This window comes from Polaromonas jejuensis NBRC 106434, from assembly GCF_001598235.1.
Classification (GTDB): domain Bacteria; phylum Pseudomonadota; class Gammaproteobacteria; order Burkholderiales; family Burkholderiaceae_C; genus Polaromonas; species Polaromonas jejuensis.
Map to the genome: position 1 here is coordinate 98,963 of NZ_BCYO01000005.1, position 16,836 is coordinate 115,798.

The window sequence follows — 16,836 nt, forward strand, 5'->3', positions numbered from 1 at the left end:
TTTCCATGAATACTGACCCCCACCAAGCCGAAGGGCTGGTCCTTCAGGGACTGGAGCCGATTGTCACGGGCGCGCTGCATCGTTTTCGCGCACTGCTTCCGGGTGACGTTCAGCTGGCCGTGGAATTGTTCTGCGAGGATCCTCGCGTGCGCGCCGATGCCGATCAGCTGGGGCATGCATTGCTGAGTGTTTTCATCATTGCGTGGCAATCCATGGTGGGCGTTGCCAAGCATGTGGTGGTGTCATTCAGCGAAGTCCTGCTTGACGACAGCGGGCTCAACCCCGATGCAGGCAAATTGCAGGGCGGACTCCCGCCCAAGCGCTACGGATGGCTGTCTGTCAGCAACAGCAGCCGGGAGGAACCCGGTGCCTTCCATGAACTGCTCCCTGCGCCGACCCTGATGGATGACAAGCCCGCCAGTGCGCGACGGCTGCATCTGGTCGAAGTACGCGACATCATTGCGAAGCACCAGGGCATGATCTCCGTGCTGGCTGAACCAGGTCGGGGAACTGCTTTTGAAATTTACCTTCCCACCGTGCTATCGATGGAAACCCCGGCCGTCAGCCTGGCGGGCGCCGATATCAAGCACATCGTCTATGTCGACGACTACGAAGCCATGCGGGAGCTCATCAGCGAGACGCTGCCCGATGCCGGCTTTCGCGTGACCTGTTATGAAAGCGGAAAAGCCGCCCTGGCGGCCATTCAGGCCGATCCTTCCGGATGCGATGCGTTGATCACCGACTACCGGCTGCAAGGCTATTCAGGCATCGAACTGCTCATTCAAATAAAGCGGATATGCCCAGACCTGCCGGTCATCATCATTTCGGGCTACGTGGACGAAGCGCTCAGAGCCAAGGCCCATGAGCATGGGGCCTTGCTGGTCATCAGCAAGTCCCGCGACGTCAGCGAACTCTACATCGCGCTACGCAAGCTACTTTCGCGCAAGCCAAATCGGGGGCGATAGTTGATAGTTGTCAGCAACTCGCTCCATCTGAATGGCGGCTTACAGTTGCGGATCCAACCGGTCGATGCAACGGCTTAATCGGTAAGCGTATACAAGGGAATGTCCTTGGCCGCCGCCAGCTTGTCGAGCTGCCGGCGTGTTTGCGTGAGCAAGAAGGCGGCGATGGCCTGGTGCGTGGCCGGCGCAAACATCGCCTTCATGCCGCCAGCAATCTCTATGCCTGCCGCTGCGCACAGGCTGGCCGCGAAATGCGGCTCCAGCGCGGCCACCGCCACGCGGCCGTCCTTGCAGGGGTAGACGCGGTAGCCGGCATGCGCACCGCCCACCGAGCCGCCCGGCAGCGTCAAGCCCCATTGGCGGGGCAGGGCCAGATAGGCGGCCGCATCAGACAGGGCAATCTCCATGAACACGCCCTTGCCCTTGAGTCGCTGGTTCAGCGTCGCCTGCAACACCGCTTCGCTGACCATCAGCGAGCCGCCCATGTCGGCATACAAGGTGGGTGGCAGCTCCAGCCCGGTCACCAGGCCGTTGTCGGCGAGATAGGTGAGGTCGTGGCCGGGCTCTTCGGCGCGTGCGCCCGGTGCGCCGACGATGGCGATTTGCGACAGGGCAGGGTAGAGGCGATGCAGTTTTTTCCAGTTCAGACCCAGCTTTTCAATCGCCGAGGGGCGAAACGAGGTGAGCAGCACATCGGTCTTTGCCAGTTCGCGGTGCAGTGCCTTCTGCCCGGCGTGCGTCTTCAGGTCTGCCGTCAGCGGTTTCACACCCTCGTGCAAATCGGCGTAGGCGCGCTGGTTGTAGTGGCCCATGGGATCGCCCGAGGGCGGCTCCAGTTTGATGCAACGGGCGCCCATCTGGCGGCAACGCATCAGCGCGGCCGGGCCGGGCAGGTTGAGCGCCAAGCTGAGGATGCGGACGCCTTTCAGGGCTTGCGGTAGTTTGGCAGTGGCAGGTGTCATTTGCTATTGAATTAGTAGCTGCTTGCGCCCGATGCACAAGGGCTGGAGTGCAAAATGGCTCACAATTTACCGCAAAACACGGCCCCGCCATGAAAAACGGGCGACAGCGTCGCACGCAGGTACCTGGCCCGCAACAGGCCAGGCGCTGGTTTACTCGCCGAAATTGAGCGGCAGGCCGACGTAGTTCTCCGCCACCGAGCGCGAGCCGGCCTCGGAGTTGATGAGGTAGTCGAGTTCGGCTTCCTGCAGCTTCTGGCCTATCTCGCCGTTCTCGGGGAAGCGGTGCATCAGGCCGGTGAACCACCACGAGAAGCGCTCGGCGCGCCAGACGCGGCGCAGGCAGCGCTCGGAGTAATGGGCTATGCCGGCTTCGCTCTTCTCCCGGTAGTACTCGATGAAGGCGCTGGAGAGGTATTTCACGTCGGTGGCCGCCAGGTTAAGCCCCTTGGCGCCGGTGGGCGGCACGATATGGGCGGCGTCGCCGGCCAGGAACATGCGGCCAAAGCGCATCGGCTCGGTGACAAAGCTGCGCAGCGGGGCGATGCTTTTCTCGATCGACGGGCCGGTGACCAGGTGTGCGCGGGCTTCGGGGTCCAGGCGCAGGCGCAATTCCTGCCAGAAGGCCTCGTCGGACCAGTCTTGCACCTTGTCGGTCAATGGCACCTGCAGGTAGTAGCGGCTGCGCGTGTGGCTGCGCTGCGAGCACAGGGCAAAGCCGCGCGGGCTGTTGGCGTAGATCAGTTCATGGTGAACCGGCGGGGTTTCGGACAGCACGCCCAGCCAGCCGAAGGGGTAAACCTTTTCGTATTCGCGGATCGCGCTGTGCGGCACGCTGGCGCGGCAGACGCCGTGAAAACCGTCGCAGCCGGCGATGAAGTCGCACTCGATTTCATGGACTTCCTTGCCGTTGAGGCCGTCTTTTTCGTAGCGCACGCGGGGTTTGGCGCTGTCGTAGTCGTGCACCGTCACGTTGCCGGCCTCGTAAATGGTGGTGAGGCCCGCGGCCTGGCGCGCCTCCATCAGGTCGCGCGTGAGTTCGGTCTGGCCGTAAACCATGACATGCTTGCCGCCGGTGAGCTCGTTCATGTCGATGCGGTGGCGCTGGCCCTTGAAGAGCATGTCGAAGCCGCCGTGGATCAGTCCTTCCTTGTGCATGCGCTGGCCGACGCCGACCTCGTCCATGAGGTCGATGCTGACCTGCTCCAGAATGCCGGCACGGATGCGGCCCAGCACGTAGTCGCCGGTATGGCGTTCGAGGATGATGGCGTCGATGCCGGCCTTGTAAAGCAGCTGGCCGAGCAGCAGGCCGGCTGGGCCTGCACCGATGATGGCAACCTGGGTACGCATGTTTTGTCTCCTGATGAATGCTGCTTGCAAGCTTAGGCCGCGTGCGGCCGATTTGCCAGCGATGGGCGGTGCGAATGTGCGATGATCGGTCTTCTTGCTCGATGATCGCGCAGCCCTTCTTTCACGCTACACGCTTGCAGACCAACCATGACCATAGCCCGCGCCGATTTCATTGAAGGCATGGCCAAGGGCATGGCCGTGCTGGAGAGCTTTGACACCGAACGCCAGCGCCTCAATGCCACGCTGGCGGCGCAGCGCTCGGGCATGACGCGGGCGGCGGCGCGCCGCCACCTGCTGACGCTGGCGCATCTGGGCTACCTGGAAACCGATGGCAGCTACTTCTGGCTGTCGCCCAAGGTGCTGCGCTTTTCGGGCAGCTATCTCGCCTCGGCGCGCCTGCCCAGGGTCTTGCAGCCCACGCTCAACCGCCTGGCGGCGCAAACCCAGGAGTCGTTTTCCGCCGTGGTGCTGGACAGCGCCGAGGTGGTGATCGTGGCGCGCAGCGGCCAGATTCGCCTGCTGGCCTACGGCCTGCACCTGGGCGCACGCCTGCCGGCGCACGCCACCTCCACCGGGCGGGTGTTGCTGGCCTCGCTGAGCCGGCCCGAACTGAACGCCTGGCTCAAGGAGGTGACCCTGCGGCGCCTGACACCGCATACCGTGGTGGAGCCCAAGGCCTTTCGCAGCCTGCTGGCGCAGGTGCGCCGTGACGACTACTGCGTGGCCAGCGAGGAGCATGAGCTGGGCGTGCACGCGCTGGCCGTGCCGCTGCGCAACATGCAAGGGCGGACGGTGGCGGCGCTCAATGTGGTGGCCTCGCCCGCACGGCTGGCGCCGGCCGTCATGCAGCGCGATTTGCTGCCTTTGCTGCTGGATGCGGCGCGCGAACTGCGGCCACTGCTTTAGGTTTGCGCGAAACGGCGCCTGTTTCTGTCGCCGAGTGCATCAGTGCGTGGGGTAAACTGTGAATTTATACAGCATTCGCTGTTTCTACCCCCATTTTCATGCTCCCTGACGAGATTGCCCGGCTGGCGCTTGAGGCCTTTGACCACGCGGTGGACGCCTCCGGCAGCTTTCGCGACCGGCCCGGCCAGCGGCTCATGGCCGAAAAGGTGGCGCAGACCTTTAGCCTGGCCACATTAGGCCGCCCCGAGGAGGACGGCGATGAGCCGGTGCGCGCCATTGCGGTGATCCAGGCCGGCACCGGTGTGGGCAAGTCCCTCGCGTACTGCGCGCCTGCCATCGCGGCGGCACTGGCGCGCAACACGCGTGTGCTGATTTCCACCGCCACTGTGGCGCTGCAGGAGCAACTGGTGAACAAGGACTTGCCGGCGCTGGCCGCCATCCTGCCGCAGCCCTTCAAATTCGGGCTGGCCAAGGGGCGCGGGCGTTATGTCTGCAAGCTCAAGCTGTCGCGCCATGCGGGCACGGCGGGGGAGGCGGATGAGGACGACCTGTTTGCCGACGAGCTGGCCGCGGCGGCGCCGCAGCATGTGACGGAAGCCCGCACCACCTTTTACGCGGCGCTGGTGCGCGAGCTCTCCAGCGGCGCCTGGGATGGCGATCGCGACAACCTGGCCCAGCCGCCCGAGTCCGACTTCTGGTCGGCGGTGGCGGCCGAGTCCAGCTCCTGCACCGGCAAGCATTGCCCGGTGTACAGCAACTGCACCTATTACGAAAAGCGCAAGGAACTGGTGGGTGCGCAGGTGATTGTGGCCAACCATGACCTGCTGATGTCTTCCCTGGGCTCGCGGCTGCTGCCCGAGCTCGACAACTGCCTGCTGGTGCTCGATGAGGGGCATCACCTGCCGGCCGTGGCGCTGGACCAGTTTGCGGCGTCCATGGACCTGAGCCGCACCACCTGGCTGGACACGCTGGCCAGCCGCGCGCGTCGCATTGGCGGGCTGATGACCGTGTCCGAGGCGGCCGACGTGCCGCGCTTTGGCGCGCAGCTGCGCCAGAGCCTGCTGGACATCAGCCGCCTGGTGATGGACCTGCACGGCCAGGCCTTCAAGGAGGCGCGGGGCGCGCAGGGGCCGGTGCGGGTTCGCCTGCCGCGCGGTGGCCTGCCGCCGGCGCTGGATGAGCCGCTGCGCATGGTCAGCGTGATGGCCGAAAGCTTTCTGGCGGTGCTCAACACGATTGCCAAGGCGCTGCGCACCGCGATGCGCGACCAGCCCGACGAGGCGCGCCGGCTCTCCACCCTGTATGCCCAGCTGGGCATGCTGTCGCCGCGCCTCGAGCAGGTGCAGGCTGCCACCCAGCTGCTGCTGCGCGAGGCGGAGGACGGGCAGGACAGCGTGCCCGTGGCCAAGTGGTTCACCTTTGAGATGGGCGAAGGCGGGCTGGACAGCGGCCTGGTGATCATCAAGGCGCATGCCAGCCCCATCCTGCCGGGCAGCACGCTGCGCAACAACTTCTGGTCGCGGGTGCGCTCGGCGGTGGTGACCTCCGCCACCCTCACGAGCTGCGGGCAGTTTGACTTTTACCTGCGCGAGTCCGGCCTGCAGAGCGACCCGGCGGTGAGCACGCTGGAAGTGGCGAGCCCGTTTGACTACGCGCGCCAGGGGCGCTTCGTCACGGTGGAAACCCAGGCCGACCCCAAGCAGACCGAGGCCTTCACGGCCGAAATGGTGCGGGCGCTGCTGGGGGATGTGGCCGGGGTGGAACACGGCGCCTTGTGCCTGTTTACCTCACGCGAGCAGATGCGCCAGGCCGTGGAGGCGCTGGATGAGGCACTGCGCGGCCGGGTGCTGGTGCAGGGCGAGTTGCCGCGCACCCTGCTGCTCAAGCGCCACCGCGAGCGCGTGGAGGCGGGTGGTGCTTCGGTGATTTTCGGCATGCAGTCCTTTGGCGAAGGGCTGGACTTGCCGGGGCAGCTTTGCGAAACCGTGTTCATCGCCAAACTGCCGTTTGCACCGCCCGACGACCCGGTGGGCGAGGCACGCGCCGAGTGGCTGCGCTCCGTGGGGCGTGATCCGTTCAGCGAGCTGGTGGTGCCGGCGACGGCCATCCGGCTGGCGCAGTGGGCGGGGCGGGCCATACGCACGGAAACCGACCGGGCCTTTGTCTACTGCTACGACCGCCGGCTGGTGAACACGAGCTATGGCCGTCGTCTGCTGCAGGGGCTGCCGCCCTTTGTGCAGCAGCGCCGCAGCGCCGCGGGTGTGGTCACGGCGGGGTAGTTTTGACCATGCGGCTGTGCCGCTGGCTTGAGGCCGGACGCGAGACCGGAGGCCCGAACGCCGAATGCGCCACCTCGGGGGTTGCAAGGGCCGCTCAATGGCCCAGGATTTTGGAGAGAAAGTCCCGGCTGCGCTCGTTTTGTGGGTGGTTGAAAAAGTCGTTCGGGTTGTTTTGCTCGAGGATCTGGCCCTGGTCCATGAAGATCACGCGGTCGGCGACGGCCTTGGCAAAACCCATTTCATGGGTGACACACACCATGGTGATGCCCTGGCCGGCCATTTCCACAATGACGTCCAGCACCTCCTTGATCATTTCGGGATCCAGCGCCGAGGTCGGCTCGTCAAACAGCATGATCTTGGGGGTCAGGCACAGCGCACGCGCAATCGCAACGCGTTGCTGCTGGCCCCCTGAAAGCTGCAAGGGGTATTTGTCAGCCTGCTCGGCAATCCGGACCCGCTCCAGCTGGAGCAAGGCTTTCTCGGTGGCCTCTTTTTTGGGCAACTTGCCCACCCACATCGGCGAGAGGGTCAGGTTCTCCAGCACCGTCAGGTGGGGGAACAGGTTGAACTGCTGGAACACCATGCCCACTTTTTTGCGAACCTGGTCAATCGCCTTGACGTCGTCCATCAGTTCCACGCCATCGACCACCAGGCGGCCCTGCTGGTGCTCTTCGAGCCGGTTGATGCAGCGTATCAGCGTGGACTTGCCCGAGCCGGATGGGCCGCACACCACGATGCGCTCGCCTTGAGCCACTTGCAGGTCGATATCGCGCAACACATGGAAGTTGTTGCCGTACCACTTGTTGACTTTTTCGAAGGTGATGATGGGTTCAGTCATGGGAGGTATGGGGTTGGTGGCTGGCCTGGAGGCGCTTAGCGCTGCTTGCTCTTGTTGACCTGCTTTTCGACCCACTGGCTGTAGCGCGACATCGAGAAGCAGAAAATAAAATAAATCAGTGCAATGAAAAGATAGCCCTGCAGCTTGAACGGCTTCCAGTCGGCATCGGCATTGATGCCCATGTCCAGCGCACCGGTGAGTTCGTAGAGGCTGACGATGCTCACCAAAGAGGTGTCCTTGAAAATGGAAATGAAGCTGTTCACGATGTTGGGAACCACCATGGCCAGCGCTTGCGGCAACACAATCTTGCGCTGGGTCTGCCAGTACGACAGCCCGATGGTGGCTGCGGCCTCGATCTGGCCCTTGGGGATGGCCTGCAGGCCACCGCGTATGACTTCGGCCAGGTAGGCCGCGGAAAACAGGGTAATGCCCACCAGCACGCGGACCAGCACATTGATCGTCAGCCCCTCGGGCATGAACAAGGGGAACATGAACGACGCCATGAACAGCACCGAAATCAGCGGCACGCCACGGATCAGCTCCACATAAATCGTGCAAAACACGCGGATCGCCGGCAGGTCGGAACGCCGCCCCAGCGCCACCACCAGGGCGATAGGAAATGCCATCACGATGGACAGTGCCGACAGCAAAATGGTCAGCGGCAGGCCGCCCCAGCGATCGGTTTCGACCTTGCTCAGGCCCAGCGTGTTGCCATACATCAGGACAAAAAAGACCACCAGTACCGCAATCCACAGCCCGGCCAGCCAGGGTTTCCAGAAGGACCGCATGCAGCTGGCGACCAGCATGGCCAGCATCAGCAGCGTGGCCACCAGGGGGCGCCATTGCTGCTCGAAGGGGTAGCGGCCAAAAATGATGACCCGGTATTTTTCGGCGATCACGCCCCAGCAGGCGCCCGTCCCTTCGGCCGCGCGGCAGGTCTTGACATCCGGAATCCAGACCGCGCTGAACAGGGACCAGTTCAGAAGCTGGGGTATCAGCCACAGCAGCAGCCCGCCCAGCATGAGGGTGGCGGCACCGGTTTTCCAGTCGCCAAACAGGTTGGGGCGCAACCAGGCCAGCAGGCCACCGGTATTCGTGGGCGCAGGGCGTGGGGGAATGATGTGAAAGGATGGAGCGCTCATGAAGAAGGTTTCCAATCAACGTTCTTTGATGGCGACATGCGCGTTGTACCAATTCATCAGCACCGCCGTGAACAGCGACAGGCTGAGGTAGACCGCCATCAGGATGGCGATGCATTCCACGGCGCGCCCGGTCTGGTTCATGGCGGTGTTGGCAATCGAGACAATATCGGGGTAGCCAATCGCCACGGCCAATGAGGAGTTTTTGGTCAGATTCAAATACTGGTTGGTGAGCGGCGGGACGATCACGCGCAAGGCCTGGGGCAGCATCACCAGGCGGATTTCCAGGCCCCGGTCCAGCCCGAGTGCGGCGGCGGCTTCCCCTTGTCCGGCAGGCACGGAGGCAATGCCGGCACGCACGACCTCGGCAATGAAGGCGGCGGTGTAAATCGTCAGGCCCAGCAGAATGGCCAAAAATTCCGGGGTGAGGGCGCCGCCGTTTTCAACCGAAAAGTCGCCCTTGATCGGCCGGTTCAAGGCGGTTGGCGCACCACCCAGCAGCCAGCCCAGCAGTCCCGCCACCAGCACCATGACCAGGGGAACCCAGAACATGCTGGGGGCCAGTCCAGTGGCTTCAAACCGCTTTTGGGCCCAGCGGCGGTAGAGCCATGCCAGGACAAGGCCTGCGGCCAGGCCCGCCGCAGCCCAGGCCTGGCCGGCCTCCCACACCGGAATCGGAAAGTTCAGGCCGCCTTTGCTCAGAAAGAAGGGGCCGAATTTCAAGGCATCCTGAATCGATGGAAGCATCTCGGTGAGCACCAGGTACCACATCAGCAGTTGCAGCAGCACGGGAATATTGCGGAAACATTCGACGTAGGCCTTGCAGAGTCCGCGAACCAGCGCATTGCGGGAGAAGCGGCCTACGCCGATAAGGGTTCCCAAAACCGTCGAGGCCACGATGCCGGCCACGGCGACGCGCAAGGTGTTGCTGAGGCCGACCAGAAACGCGCGCCAGTAATTTTCTGAGGAGTCGAAGGGGAAAAGACTCTCGCCGATTGAGAAGCCGGCCGACTGGCTCAGAAAGTCGAAACCGCTTTGAATGCCGCGAACCCGCATGTTGTGCAGGGTGTTGGAGACCAGGAACCAGACCGCCAGTCCGATGAGTCCAATGGCGATGACCTGGTAAACCAGGCCCCTGAAGGCTTGGCTCCGCCAGGACCAGGTGGTTTTTTTCGGCGGGCTTTTGGGCGACATGGAAGCCTCCGTAGGGGTGTTCATGACTCAGCGCTGCTAACCCTGAAAGGGCGCTTTGGGCGCTTTGGCGTGCTTTATGGCGGCGGGCCGGTGTCCGTGAGAAACCGCCGCCCATCTAGCAACTTCCAAACCTGCAAGGCGGGCGACGTCACGGTCAACGGCGTTAATGACGTTAATGACGTTAGGGCGTTATCAGCGGATTGGCAAGGCGTACATCAGGCCGCCCTTGTTCCACTGGTTGTTGATCCCGCGCGGCAGGCCCAGTGCCGAGTGCGGTCCGACGTTGCGCTCGAAAATCTCGCCATAGTTGCCGGTGGCCTTGATGGCACGGGCCATCCAGTCCTTGTCCAGACCCAGCAGCTTGCCGGAGTCTTCGCCCGTGCCCAGAATGCGCTTGACGACCGGGTCCTGGCTGCTGTTCTTGAGCTGGTCGACGTTGGCCTGGGTGATCCCGTACTCCTCCGATTCAATCAGCCCGTAGATCACCCATTTGACGATGGCAAACCATTCATCGTCGCCACGGCGCACCATGGGGCCCAGCGGTTCCTTGGAAATCAGATCCGGGAGAATGACGTGATCCGCGGGCGTGGTGGCCACCTTGTTGCGAATCGAGGCCAGGCCCGACGCATCGGTGGTGTAGGAGATGCAGCGGCCGGCAAAGTAGGCGGCGGTGGCCGCTTCTTCTTTTTCAAACACCACGGTCTTGATGTTCAGGTTGTTGCCCTTGGAGTAATCGGTGAGATTCTTCTCGGTGGTGGTGCCTGATTGCACGCATACCGTCTGGTTCTTGAACTGCTTCGCGGATTTGATGTTGCTCTTTTTGGGAACGATGAAGCCCTGGCCGTCGTAGTAGGTGACAACCGTGTCATTCAGACCCAACGAGGCATCGCGGGTGAGCGTGAACGTGGTGTTGCGTGAGAGCACGTCAATCTCGCCCGATTGCAGCGCGGTAAAACGTTGCTGGGCGGTCAATGGGACATATTTCACCTTCTCGCTGTCGCCGAGCACGGCCGCCGCAATCGCGCGGCAGACATCCACATCCAGCCCGGCCCATTTACCGCTGGAGTCGGCGGCCGAAAACCCCGCCAAACCCGTGTGCACACCACACACCACTTGCCCGCGCGACTTGATGCCATCAAGCGTTTTACCAGCCATGGCCGGCGCCGCCGACAGCAGACCAGCGGCGGCAAGCGCCAGAGCGAACCCTTGTTTGGTGAACCTGTTCATGGCTGATGTGTCCTGTTCAAAAAGTTGACTAAGGGATGCCTGAGGCCGATGGGAAGACCATGACTGCAGACAGAAACGATGGTGCGCTTTAAAAAAACAGGGGGATATCGGGGCTGACCCTGACGGGGAACGCTCTCGAGTGGCCTTCAGGCTAGCCATGGAGCGTTGTTCCGGTCTTCGAAAAAGCCCGCGCGCCGGGACAAGTGACCGGCGCAGGCGGAGAAGCCAGGGCCCTAGACGCCCAGGTACTGCTGCAGCAATTGCGGCCGGGCATGCAGCTCTGGGGAGCTGCCTTCAAACACCACTTCGCCCTTCACAAGAATCACGTTGCGGTCGGTGATCTGCGTGACATGCTTCCAGTTCTTGTCGACGATGACGCTGCTGATGCCTGTTTCCCGCACGACCTGGCATATTCGCCAGATGTCGCGCGCAATCAGCGGCGCCAGGCCTTCGGTGGCTTCATCGAGGATGAGCACGTCGGGATTGGTCATGAGGGCGCGGCCAATCGTCAGCATTTGCTGCTCGCCGCCGCTGAGCTGCTGGCCGCCGTGGCCCAGGCGCTCCTTCAGGCGGGGGAAGGTTTCCAGCACACGCTCATAGGTCCAGTCGCGCTGGCCGCGGGTGCCGGCGCGGGCCGCCATCTTGAGGTTTTCCACCACGCTGAGGTTGCCAAAAATGCCGCGCCCTTCGGGCACGTAGGCAATCCCGAGGCGGGCGATTTCATAGGGCGGGCGCCCCATCATGGGCTGGCCGGCAATGTCCACGGAACCCGAGCGCGGCTTGACCAGGCCCATGATGCTTTTGAGCAGCGTGCTTTTGCCCATGCCGTTGCGGCCCATGAGGCCTATGGTCTCGCCGCGCGCCACCCTGAAGTCTATGCCGCGCAGTATGTGGCTGGCGCCGTAGTAGGTGTTGATCGCTTTCGCGTCGATAAGTAGAGTGCTCATAAGGTCCCCAGCCGGCCGCAGCGCCGGGCCGCCCCAAGCAAGGCCAGCCCCCGAGGGGCTGGAGCCTGCGGCTCCAAACCTGCTTGAGCAGGTTTGGACAGGCGACAGAGGCGAAGCGTCTCGCGAGCCGCGGCCTGCAAGGCCTCGCGTAGTACACGAAGTGTTCTCGAAGAGCGGCGTAGCCACAAGCGTGGGGGCCACATCGTCATGCGTGCTCCTCGCCAAGGTAGGCGGCCTGCACGCCCGCATCGGCGCGGATCTGCGCCGGGGTGCCGCTGGCAATGACCTGGCCATTGACCATCACCGTGAGCTGGTCGGCCAGCGTGAAAACCGCGTCCATGTCGTGCTCCACCAGCAGCATGCCATGGTCTTTCTTGATGCTGAGCAGCAGCGCCACCATGCGCTCGGCCTCCGCCACGCCCATGCCGGCCAGCGGCTCATCGAGCAGCAGCACCTGGGGCTGGGTCGCCAAGGTCATGGCGATTTCGAGCTGGCGCTGCTCGCCGTGGCTGATGGCGCCGGCCACGCTGTTTTTCCGGGATTGCAGGCCGGAAAGCTCCAGAGCCCTTTCCGCACGGGCGTTGATAGCTTCCAAATTGGTAGCGCGGCGGAGCCAGCTGGCGGCGTGCGGTTCGCGTGACTGCGCGGCCAGCCGGATGTTCTCCCAGACCGTGAAGGGCAGGAAGATATTGGTTTTCTGGTAGCTGCGCCCCAGGCCCCGGGCCGAGATGCGTGAAGGGCTCCAGCCCGTGACGTCGTGCTGGTCCAGCATGACGGAGCCCGAGGTGGGCGGCAAGTCGCCGGACAGCAGGTTGGTCAGCGTGGATTTGCCCGCGCCATTGGGGCCGATCACCGCGTGGATATGGTCGCGCCAAAGATCGACGGAGACACCCTGGACGGCCGCCAGGCCGCCGAAGCGTTTGGTGAGATTTTTGGCGCTGAGGAGGAGTTCACTCATGCAATGCCTCCTTGCCTTGACCGGATATGCCAAGTCGCCCGGCCAGCCCCAGCAGGCCGCGCGGCGCAAAGGTGACCACCAGCACGATGAACAGGCCCATCCAGAGCTGCCAGTGCTTGCCCAGGTTGACGCTGCCGAGCTGCGGCAGGTCCTTGAACACATGCAGCAAATACTCGAAGGCAAAGGCGCCGACAATCGCGCCGGCGAAATTGCCCATGCCGCCCAGGATCACCATCATGATGGCGTGCGCGCTCATGTGAAAGCCCATCAGCTCGGGGTTGATGTAGCCGGTCTGCGTGCCCCACAGGTAGCCGGCCAGTCCGGCCAGCGCGCCGGCCAGCGTGAAGGCCGAGAGCTTGTAGCCGAAGGTGCCGTAGCCCATGGCGCGCATGCGGTGCTCGTTGACGCGGATGCCGGCCAGCGCCCGGCCAAACGGGCTCCAGAGCAGGCGGCGCAAAAAGGCATAAACCAGCAGCATGGCCCCCAGCGTGAAGTAGTAGAGCGTGAGCTTGCTGTCCAAATCGAAGGGCACCCAGCCGAAGATGCCGGTGCCGGGCTTGAAGTTGATATAAAGCCCGTCGGAGCCGCCCAGCACCTTGTTGTCAAAGAAGAGGTAGAACACCATCTGGGCGAAAGCCATGGTGACCATGATGAAGTAGATGCCGCGGGTGCGCACCACGAAGAAGCCAATGATGAGCGCCGCCAGGCCCGAGGCCAGCACGGCCAGCGGCAGGGTCCACCACAGGCTCACAGCCTCGCCCGCGGGCGTGAGAAAAGCCAGCGCATAGCCGGCCAGGCCGAAGTAGGCGGCATGGCCCAGCGAGACCAGGCCGCTCACGCCCTGCAGCAAATCCAGGCTCATGGCAAAAATCGCCATGATCATCATGCGCGTGACCATCTGCACGTAAAAATCAGTGCCGGCGAAGGGGAAGGCAACGAGCGCGATCAGGCCCAATGCCAGCGCCACCTGCACACCGCGCGGCAGGATTTCGAGATTGGATTTTGTCATGCAGCACCTTGCGTGCGAGAGTGAACAATTTTCCGCCGGGCCGCCCCAAGGAAAATTAGCCCCCTCGGGGGGCAGCGAAGTACACGAAGTGACGAGCGTGGGGGCCAGGTAGTCATTGTTTGAACAAGCCTTCGGGCTTCCAGAGGAGAACGCCGGCCATCAGCATGTAGACCAGCATGCCGGCGACGGAAGGCAGCAGTACCTTGCCGAAGGTGTCAACCAGGCCGACCAGCAGCGCGGCTATCAGCGCGCCGCGCACCGAGCCGATGCCGCCTATGACTACCACTACAAAACACATGATGAGCACCTGCGAACCCATGTTGGGATAGACGCTGGCAATCGGCGCGGCGATCATGCCGGCGACGGCCGCCAGCCCCACGCCCAGGGCAAACACCACCGCGTGGATGCGCTTGATGTTGATGCCCAGCGATTCGGCCATGTCGCGGTTGAAGGCGCCGGCGCGAATCTTCATGCCCAGCCGGGTTCTGGAGATCAGCAGGTAAAGGCCTATGGCCAGCGCGATGCAGACGCCCGACATGAAGAGCCGGTACACCGGGTAGGAGAGGGTTTCGGTGAGAGGAATGGAGGCGCCGAGCGTGTCGGGAATGTTCACGCCGTGCACATCGTCACCCCAGATGATGGAGCGCAGCTCTTCAAAGATATAGATCAGGCCAAAGGTCAGCAGTACCTGGTCCAGGTGATCGCGCTGGTAGAAATGGCGAAACAGCAGCCACTCGAGGGCCCAGCCAAACAGCACGGACAGCAGGGCGCCAAGGATGATGGCCAGGGTCAGGCTGCCAAGCTGCGCGCTGAGCGACCAGGCCAGGTAGGCGCCCAGCATGTAGAAACTGCCATGCGCCAGGTTGACCACGCCCATGATGCCGAAGATCAGCGTCAGGCCGGCGGCCAGCATGAACAGCAAGAGGCCGTACTGCACGCTGTTGAGCAGCTGGATAAGAACGTTGGCGAGATCCATAGGTCGATTTCAGGCATGCCTGCGTGTCAGCAACAAAAGACTGCCCATCAGCGTGAAAAGTCCGCCCGAAACACGGTTGAACCAGCGTACGGCGCGGTTGGAGCGCAGCAGGGGCGCAATGCGCGACACGCCCAGCGCGCAGCAGGTGAGCACCGTGAATTCAAATGCCATGAAGGTGAGGGCGAGGATGGTGAATTGCGGCACGAAAGGCGCTGTCGGGTTCAGGAACTGTGGAAAGAAGGCGGCAAAAAACAGCACCGCCTTGGGGTTGCTGGCGCCGACCAGGAAGCCTCTCAGAAAATGTGACCCCCACGGTCGCTCACTGCGTGTAGCTCCCTGCCCCCCGAGGGGGCCGTTGCTTGCTCGGGGCGGCCCTTCGCTGCGCAGAAGAGTTTGCTCACACGATTGCTCAGGATTGGATTGCAGCACGGCCGCCTCGCTGCGAAATGTCTTGATACCCAGCCAGATCAGGTACGCGGCACCGATGACCTTGGCGACCGTGAAGGCGGTTTCCGATGCGGCCAGCAAGGCGCCCAGGCCCATGGCCGACAGCAGCATGACGCACAGCACCGCGCTGACGCTTCCGGACACGGAGGTCATCGCCTTGCGCGGGCCATGGTTGAGCGCATTCGTCATGCACATCAGCATGGTGGGGCCCGGCGTGAGGATCAGCAGTGCGACTGCGGCGACGTAGAGGAGGTAGGTGGTGAGCGTCATGGTGGTGAAGATAGCATCGATTAAACAGGCCCCCACGGTCGCTCACTGCGTGTAGCTCCCTGCCCCCCGAGGGGGCCGCCCGCCTGCGGCCCGGCAAAGCCGGTTCCGCGGCTCATGCTGGCAGGGAGGGCGTTGCGTTGGCCGGACTCGCCAGGCTCAGGCCATCTTGCAGCCGGCGCCCGAGTCTGCCAAAGCTTTTGCGGCAACGCCGATGACCTTGTTTTCCTTGTTCTCGACCACGCGCAGGTACATGTCCTGCACCGGATTGTGGGCCTTGCTCATGGTCCATTTGCCGCGTGGGCTGTCGATGGTGGCGCCTTCCATGGCCTTGTAGAGCGCAGGCTTGTTGTTCAGGTCGCCCTTGACAGCGTTGGCCCCCTGGATCAGCAGCAGGCCGGTGTCGTAACCCTGTACGGCGTACACGTCGGGCTGGGCCTTGAAGGCCTTGGCGTAATCGAGGCGGAATTTCTTGTTGCGCGGTGTGTCCAGCGAATCGCTGTAATGCATGGTGGTGATGATGCCGTCCGCTGCGGGGCCTGCCGCTTCAAGTACGCCTTCGGTCAGAAAGCCCGAGCCGTAGAGCGGGATCTTGCCCTTGAGGCCGGCGGCTGCGTAATCGCGGATGAACTTGGCGGCACCGCCGCCGGCAAAGAAACAGGCCACGGCGTCGGGCTTCAGTGCGGCGATTTCGGTCAGCAGGGCCTGGAACTCGACGTTGGGGAAGGGCAGGCCGAGTTCCTTGATGATGGTGCCGCCGGCCTTGGTGTAGCTTTCCTTGAAGCCTTCGAAGGCCTCATCACCCGCCGCGTATTTCCAGGTAATCCAGACCGCTTTTTTGTGGCCTTTGGCGACCATGGCCTGGCCCAGCGCGAGTGTGGGCTGTGAGTTGGTGAAGCTGGTGCGGAACACATTGGGCGCGCACAGACTGCGCGTGGCGGCGTGCACGCCGGCGTTGGGGATCAGGCTCAGCACGCCGCTGTCGCGGGCGACTTTCTGGATGCCCATCTGCACACCGGAGTGCACGGTGCCGACCAGCACGTCGACCTTGTCGCGCTGCACCAGCTTGCTGGCGTTTTCAATGCCTTTGGACGGCTCGGATTCGTCATCGACCTTGAAGTATTCAATCTCGCGGCCGCCCAGTTTGCCGCCTTGCTCATTGATGGCCATGCGAAAGCCATTTTCAATCGCCACGCCGAGCTGGGCAAAGGTGCCGGTGTAAGGCAGCATGAAACCCACGCGCACCTTGCCGGACTGCGCACGCACGATTTCGGGCAGCAACAAGCCGGTGGAGGCGGCACCGATCAGGGCAGCACTACGGGTCAGTATCAGGCGGCGGGACGAGGGGCTTGCGCTCATTGAAAACTCCTTGTAGGGG

The 16,836-nt window shown here is 63.4% G+C and carries 15 protein-coding genes; 3 read left to right on the forward strand and 12 right to left on the reverse strand.

Going from position 1 to position 16,836, the window contains the following annotated elements:
* Positions 1-5: 5 nt before the first annotated feature.
* Positions 6-965, forward strand: a complete 960-nt coding sequence (locus tag PJE01S_RS08065) for a response regulator (RefSeq protein WP_068832642.1) — start codon at positions 6-8, stop codon at positions 963-965.
* Positions 966-1,039: 74 nt separating this feature from the next.
* Here the strand turns inward: PJE01S_RS08065 and PJE01S_RS08070 are convergent, their stop codons facing one another.
* Positions 1,040-1,924 (reverse strand): CoA transferase, encoded by an 885-nt coding sequence (locus PJE01S_RS08070; RefSeq protein WP_068832643.1) that lies wholly within the window; start codon positions 1,922-1,924, stop codon positions 1,040-1,042.
* Positions 1,925-2,074: 150 nt separating this feature from the next.
* Positions 2,075-3,271 carry a 4-hydroxybenzoate 3-monooxygenase gene (gene pobA / locus PJE01S_RS08075; protein WP_068832644.1) on the reverse strand — a complete coding sequence of 399 codons (1,197 nt, stop codon included), beginning with the start codon at positions 3,269-3,271 and terminating at the stop codon, positions 2,075-2,077.
* 147 nt (positions 3,272-3,418) lie between these two features.
* On the opposite strand from pobA, the gene PJE01S_RS08080 reads away from it, so the two are divergent.
* Both PJE01S_RS08080 and dinG read left to right on the forward strand, forming a co-directional pair.
* On the forward strand, positions 3,419-4,177 hold the full coding sequence (locus PJE01S_RS08080) for an IclR family transcriptional regulator domain-containing protein (protein WP_068832645.1): 759 nt from the start codon (positions 3,419-3,421) through the stop codon (positions 4,175-4,177).
* A gap of 98 nt (positions 4,178-4,275) precedes the next feature.
* Positions 4,276-6,456: an ATP-dependent DNA helicase DinG gene (dinG, locus tag PJE01S_RS08085; RefSeq protein ID WP_068832646.1), complete on the forward strand. Its 2,181-nt coding sequence runs from the start codon at positions 4,276-4,278 to the stop codon at positions 6,454-6,456.
* Between the two features lie 94 nt (positions 6,457-6,550).
* Here dinG and PJE01S_RS08090 read toward each other — a convergent pair whose 3' ends face one another.
* From PJE01S_RS08090 to PJE01S_RS08135, 10 genes are all read right to left on the reverse strand, one after another.
* Complete coding sequence (locus PJE01S_RS08090) at positions 6,551-7,294, reverse strand: amino acid ABC transporter ATP-binding protein (RefSeq protein ID WP_068832647.1); 744 nt, start codon at positions 7,292-7,294, stop codon at positions 6,551-6,553.
* Positions 7,295-7,329: 35 nt separating this feature from the next.
* Positions 7,330-8,436: an amino acid ABC transporter permease gene (locus PJE01S_RS08095; RefSeq protein ID WP_068832930.1), complete on the reverse strand. Its 1,107-nt coding sequence runs from the start codon at positions 8,434-8,436 to the stop codon at positions 7,330-7,332.
* Positions 8,437-8,451: 15 nt separating this feature from the next.
* A complete protein-coding gene (locus PJE01S_RS08100; RefSeq protein WP_245660678.1) occupies positions 8,452-9,651 on the reverse strand; it encodes an amino acid ABC transporter permease in 1,200 nt (399 codons plus the stop codon).
* Between the two features lie 168 nt (positions 9,652-9,819).
* Entirely contained in the window at positions 9,820-10,854 is a 1,035-nt protein-coding gene (locus PJE01S_RS08105; RefSeq protein WP_068832649.1) for an amino acid ABC transporter substrate-binding protein, read from the reverse strand.
* A 233-nt stretch (positions 10,855-11,087) separates the two neighbouring features.
* On the reverse strand, positions 11,088-11,801 hold the full coding sequence (locus PJE01S_RS08110) for an ABC transporter ATP-binding protein (protein WP_068832650.1): 714 nt from the start codon (positions 11,799-11,801) through the stop codon (positions 11,088-11,090).
* Positions 11,802-12,006: 205 nt separating this feature from the next.
* A complete protein-coding gene (locus PJE01S_RS08115; protein WP_068832651.1) occupies positions 12,007-12,759 on the reverse strand; it encodes an ABC transporter ATP-binding protein in 753 nt (250 codons plus the stop codon).
* Entirely contained in the window at positions 12,752-13,768 is a 1,017-nt protein-coding gene (locus PJE01S_RS08120; protein ID WP_068832652.1) for a branched-chain amino acid ABC transporter permease, read from the reverse strand. Before PJE01S_RS08120 ends, PJE01S_RS08115 begins: the two co-directional genes overlap by 8 nt.
* A 112-nt stretch (positions 13,769-13,880) precedes the next feature.
* Positions 13,881-14,744 carry a branched-chain amino acid ABC transporter permease gene (locus PJE01S_RS08125; RefSeq protein WP_068832653.1) on the reverse strand — a complete coding sequence of 288 codons (864 nt, stop codon included), beginning with the start codon at positions 14,742-14,744 and terminating at the stop codon, positions 13,881-13,883.
* A 9-nt stretch (positions 14,745-14,753) separates the two neighbouring features.
* Entirely contained in the window at positions 14,754-15,461 is a 708-nt protein-coding gene (locus PJE01S_RS08130) for a LysE family translocator (RefSeq protein ID WP_068832654.1), read from the reverse strand.
* Between the two features lie 156 nt (positions 15,462-15,617).
* Entirely contained in the window at positions 15,618-16,817 is a 1,200-nt protein-coding gene (locus PJE01S_RS08135) for an ABC transporter substrate-binding protein (protein WP_068832655.1), read from the reverse strand.
* Between the last annotated feature and the right edge of the window lie 19 nt (positions 16,818-16,836).

Coding starts and splice junctions, on each gene's coding strand:
- PJE01S_RS08125 (WP_068832653.1), bottom strand. CDS start 14,744: ATGGATCTCGCCAACGTTCTTATCCAGCTGCTCAACAGCGTGCAGTAC.
- PJE01S_RS08130 (WP_068832654.1), bottom strand. CDS start 15,461: ATGACGCTCACCACCTACCTCCTCTACGTCGCCGCAGTCGCACTGCTG.
- PJE01S_RS08065 (WP_068832642.1), top strand. CDS start 6: ATGAATACTGACCCCCACCAAGCCGAAGGGCTGGTCCTTCAGGGACTG.
- PJE01S_RS08120 (WP_068832652.1), bottom strand. CDS start 13,768: ATGACAAAATCCAATCTCGAAATCCTGCCGCGCGGTGTGCAGGTGGCG.
- dinG (WP_068832646.1), top strand. CDS start 4,276: ATGCTCCCTGACGAGATTGCCCGGCTGGCGCTTGAGGCCTTTGACCAC.
- PJE01S_RS08100 (WP_245660678.1), bottom strand. CDS start 9,651: ATGAACACCCCTACGGAGGCTTCCATGTCGCCCAAAAGCCCGCCGAAA.
- PJE01S_RS08105 (WP_068832649.1), bottom strand. CDS start 10,854: ATGAACAGGTTCACCAAACAAGGGTTCGCTCTGGCGCTTGCCGCCGCT.
- PJE01S_RS08070 (WP_068832643.1), bottom strand. CDS start 1,924: ATGACACCTGCCACTGCCAAACTACCGCAAGCCCTGAAAGGCGTCCGC.
- PJE01S_RS08080 (WP_068832645.1), top strand. CDS start 3,419: ATGACCATAGCCCGCGCCGATTTCATTGAAGGCATGGCCAAGGGCATG.
- PJE01S_RS08110 (WP_068832650.1), bottom strand. CDS start 11,801: ATGAGCACTCTACTTATCGACGCGAAAGCGATCAACACCTACTACGGC.
- PJE01S_RS08090 (WP_068832647.1), bottom strand. CDS start 7,294: ATGACTGAACCCATCATCACCTTCGAAAAAGTCAACAAGTGGTACGGC.
- PJE01S_RS08115 (WP_068832651.1), bottom strand. CDS start 12,759: ATGAGTGAACTCCTCCTCAGCGCCAAAAATCTCACCAAACGCTTCGGC.
- pobA (WP_068832644.1), bottom strand. CDS start 3,271: ATGCGTACCCAGGTTGCCATCATCGGTGCAGGCCCAGCCGGCCTGCTG.
- PJE01S_RS08135 (WP_068832655.1), bottom strand. CDS start 16,817: ATGAGCGCAAGCCCCTCGTCCCGCCGCCTGATACTGACCCGTAGTGCT.
- PJE01S_RS08095 (WP_068832930.1), bottom strand. CDS start 8,436: ATGAGCGCTCCATCCTTTCACATCATTCCCCCACGCCCTGCGCCCACG.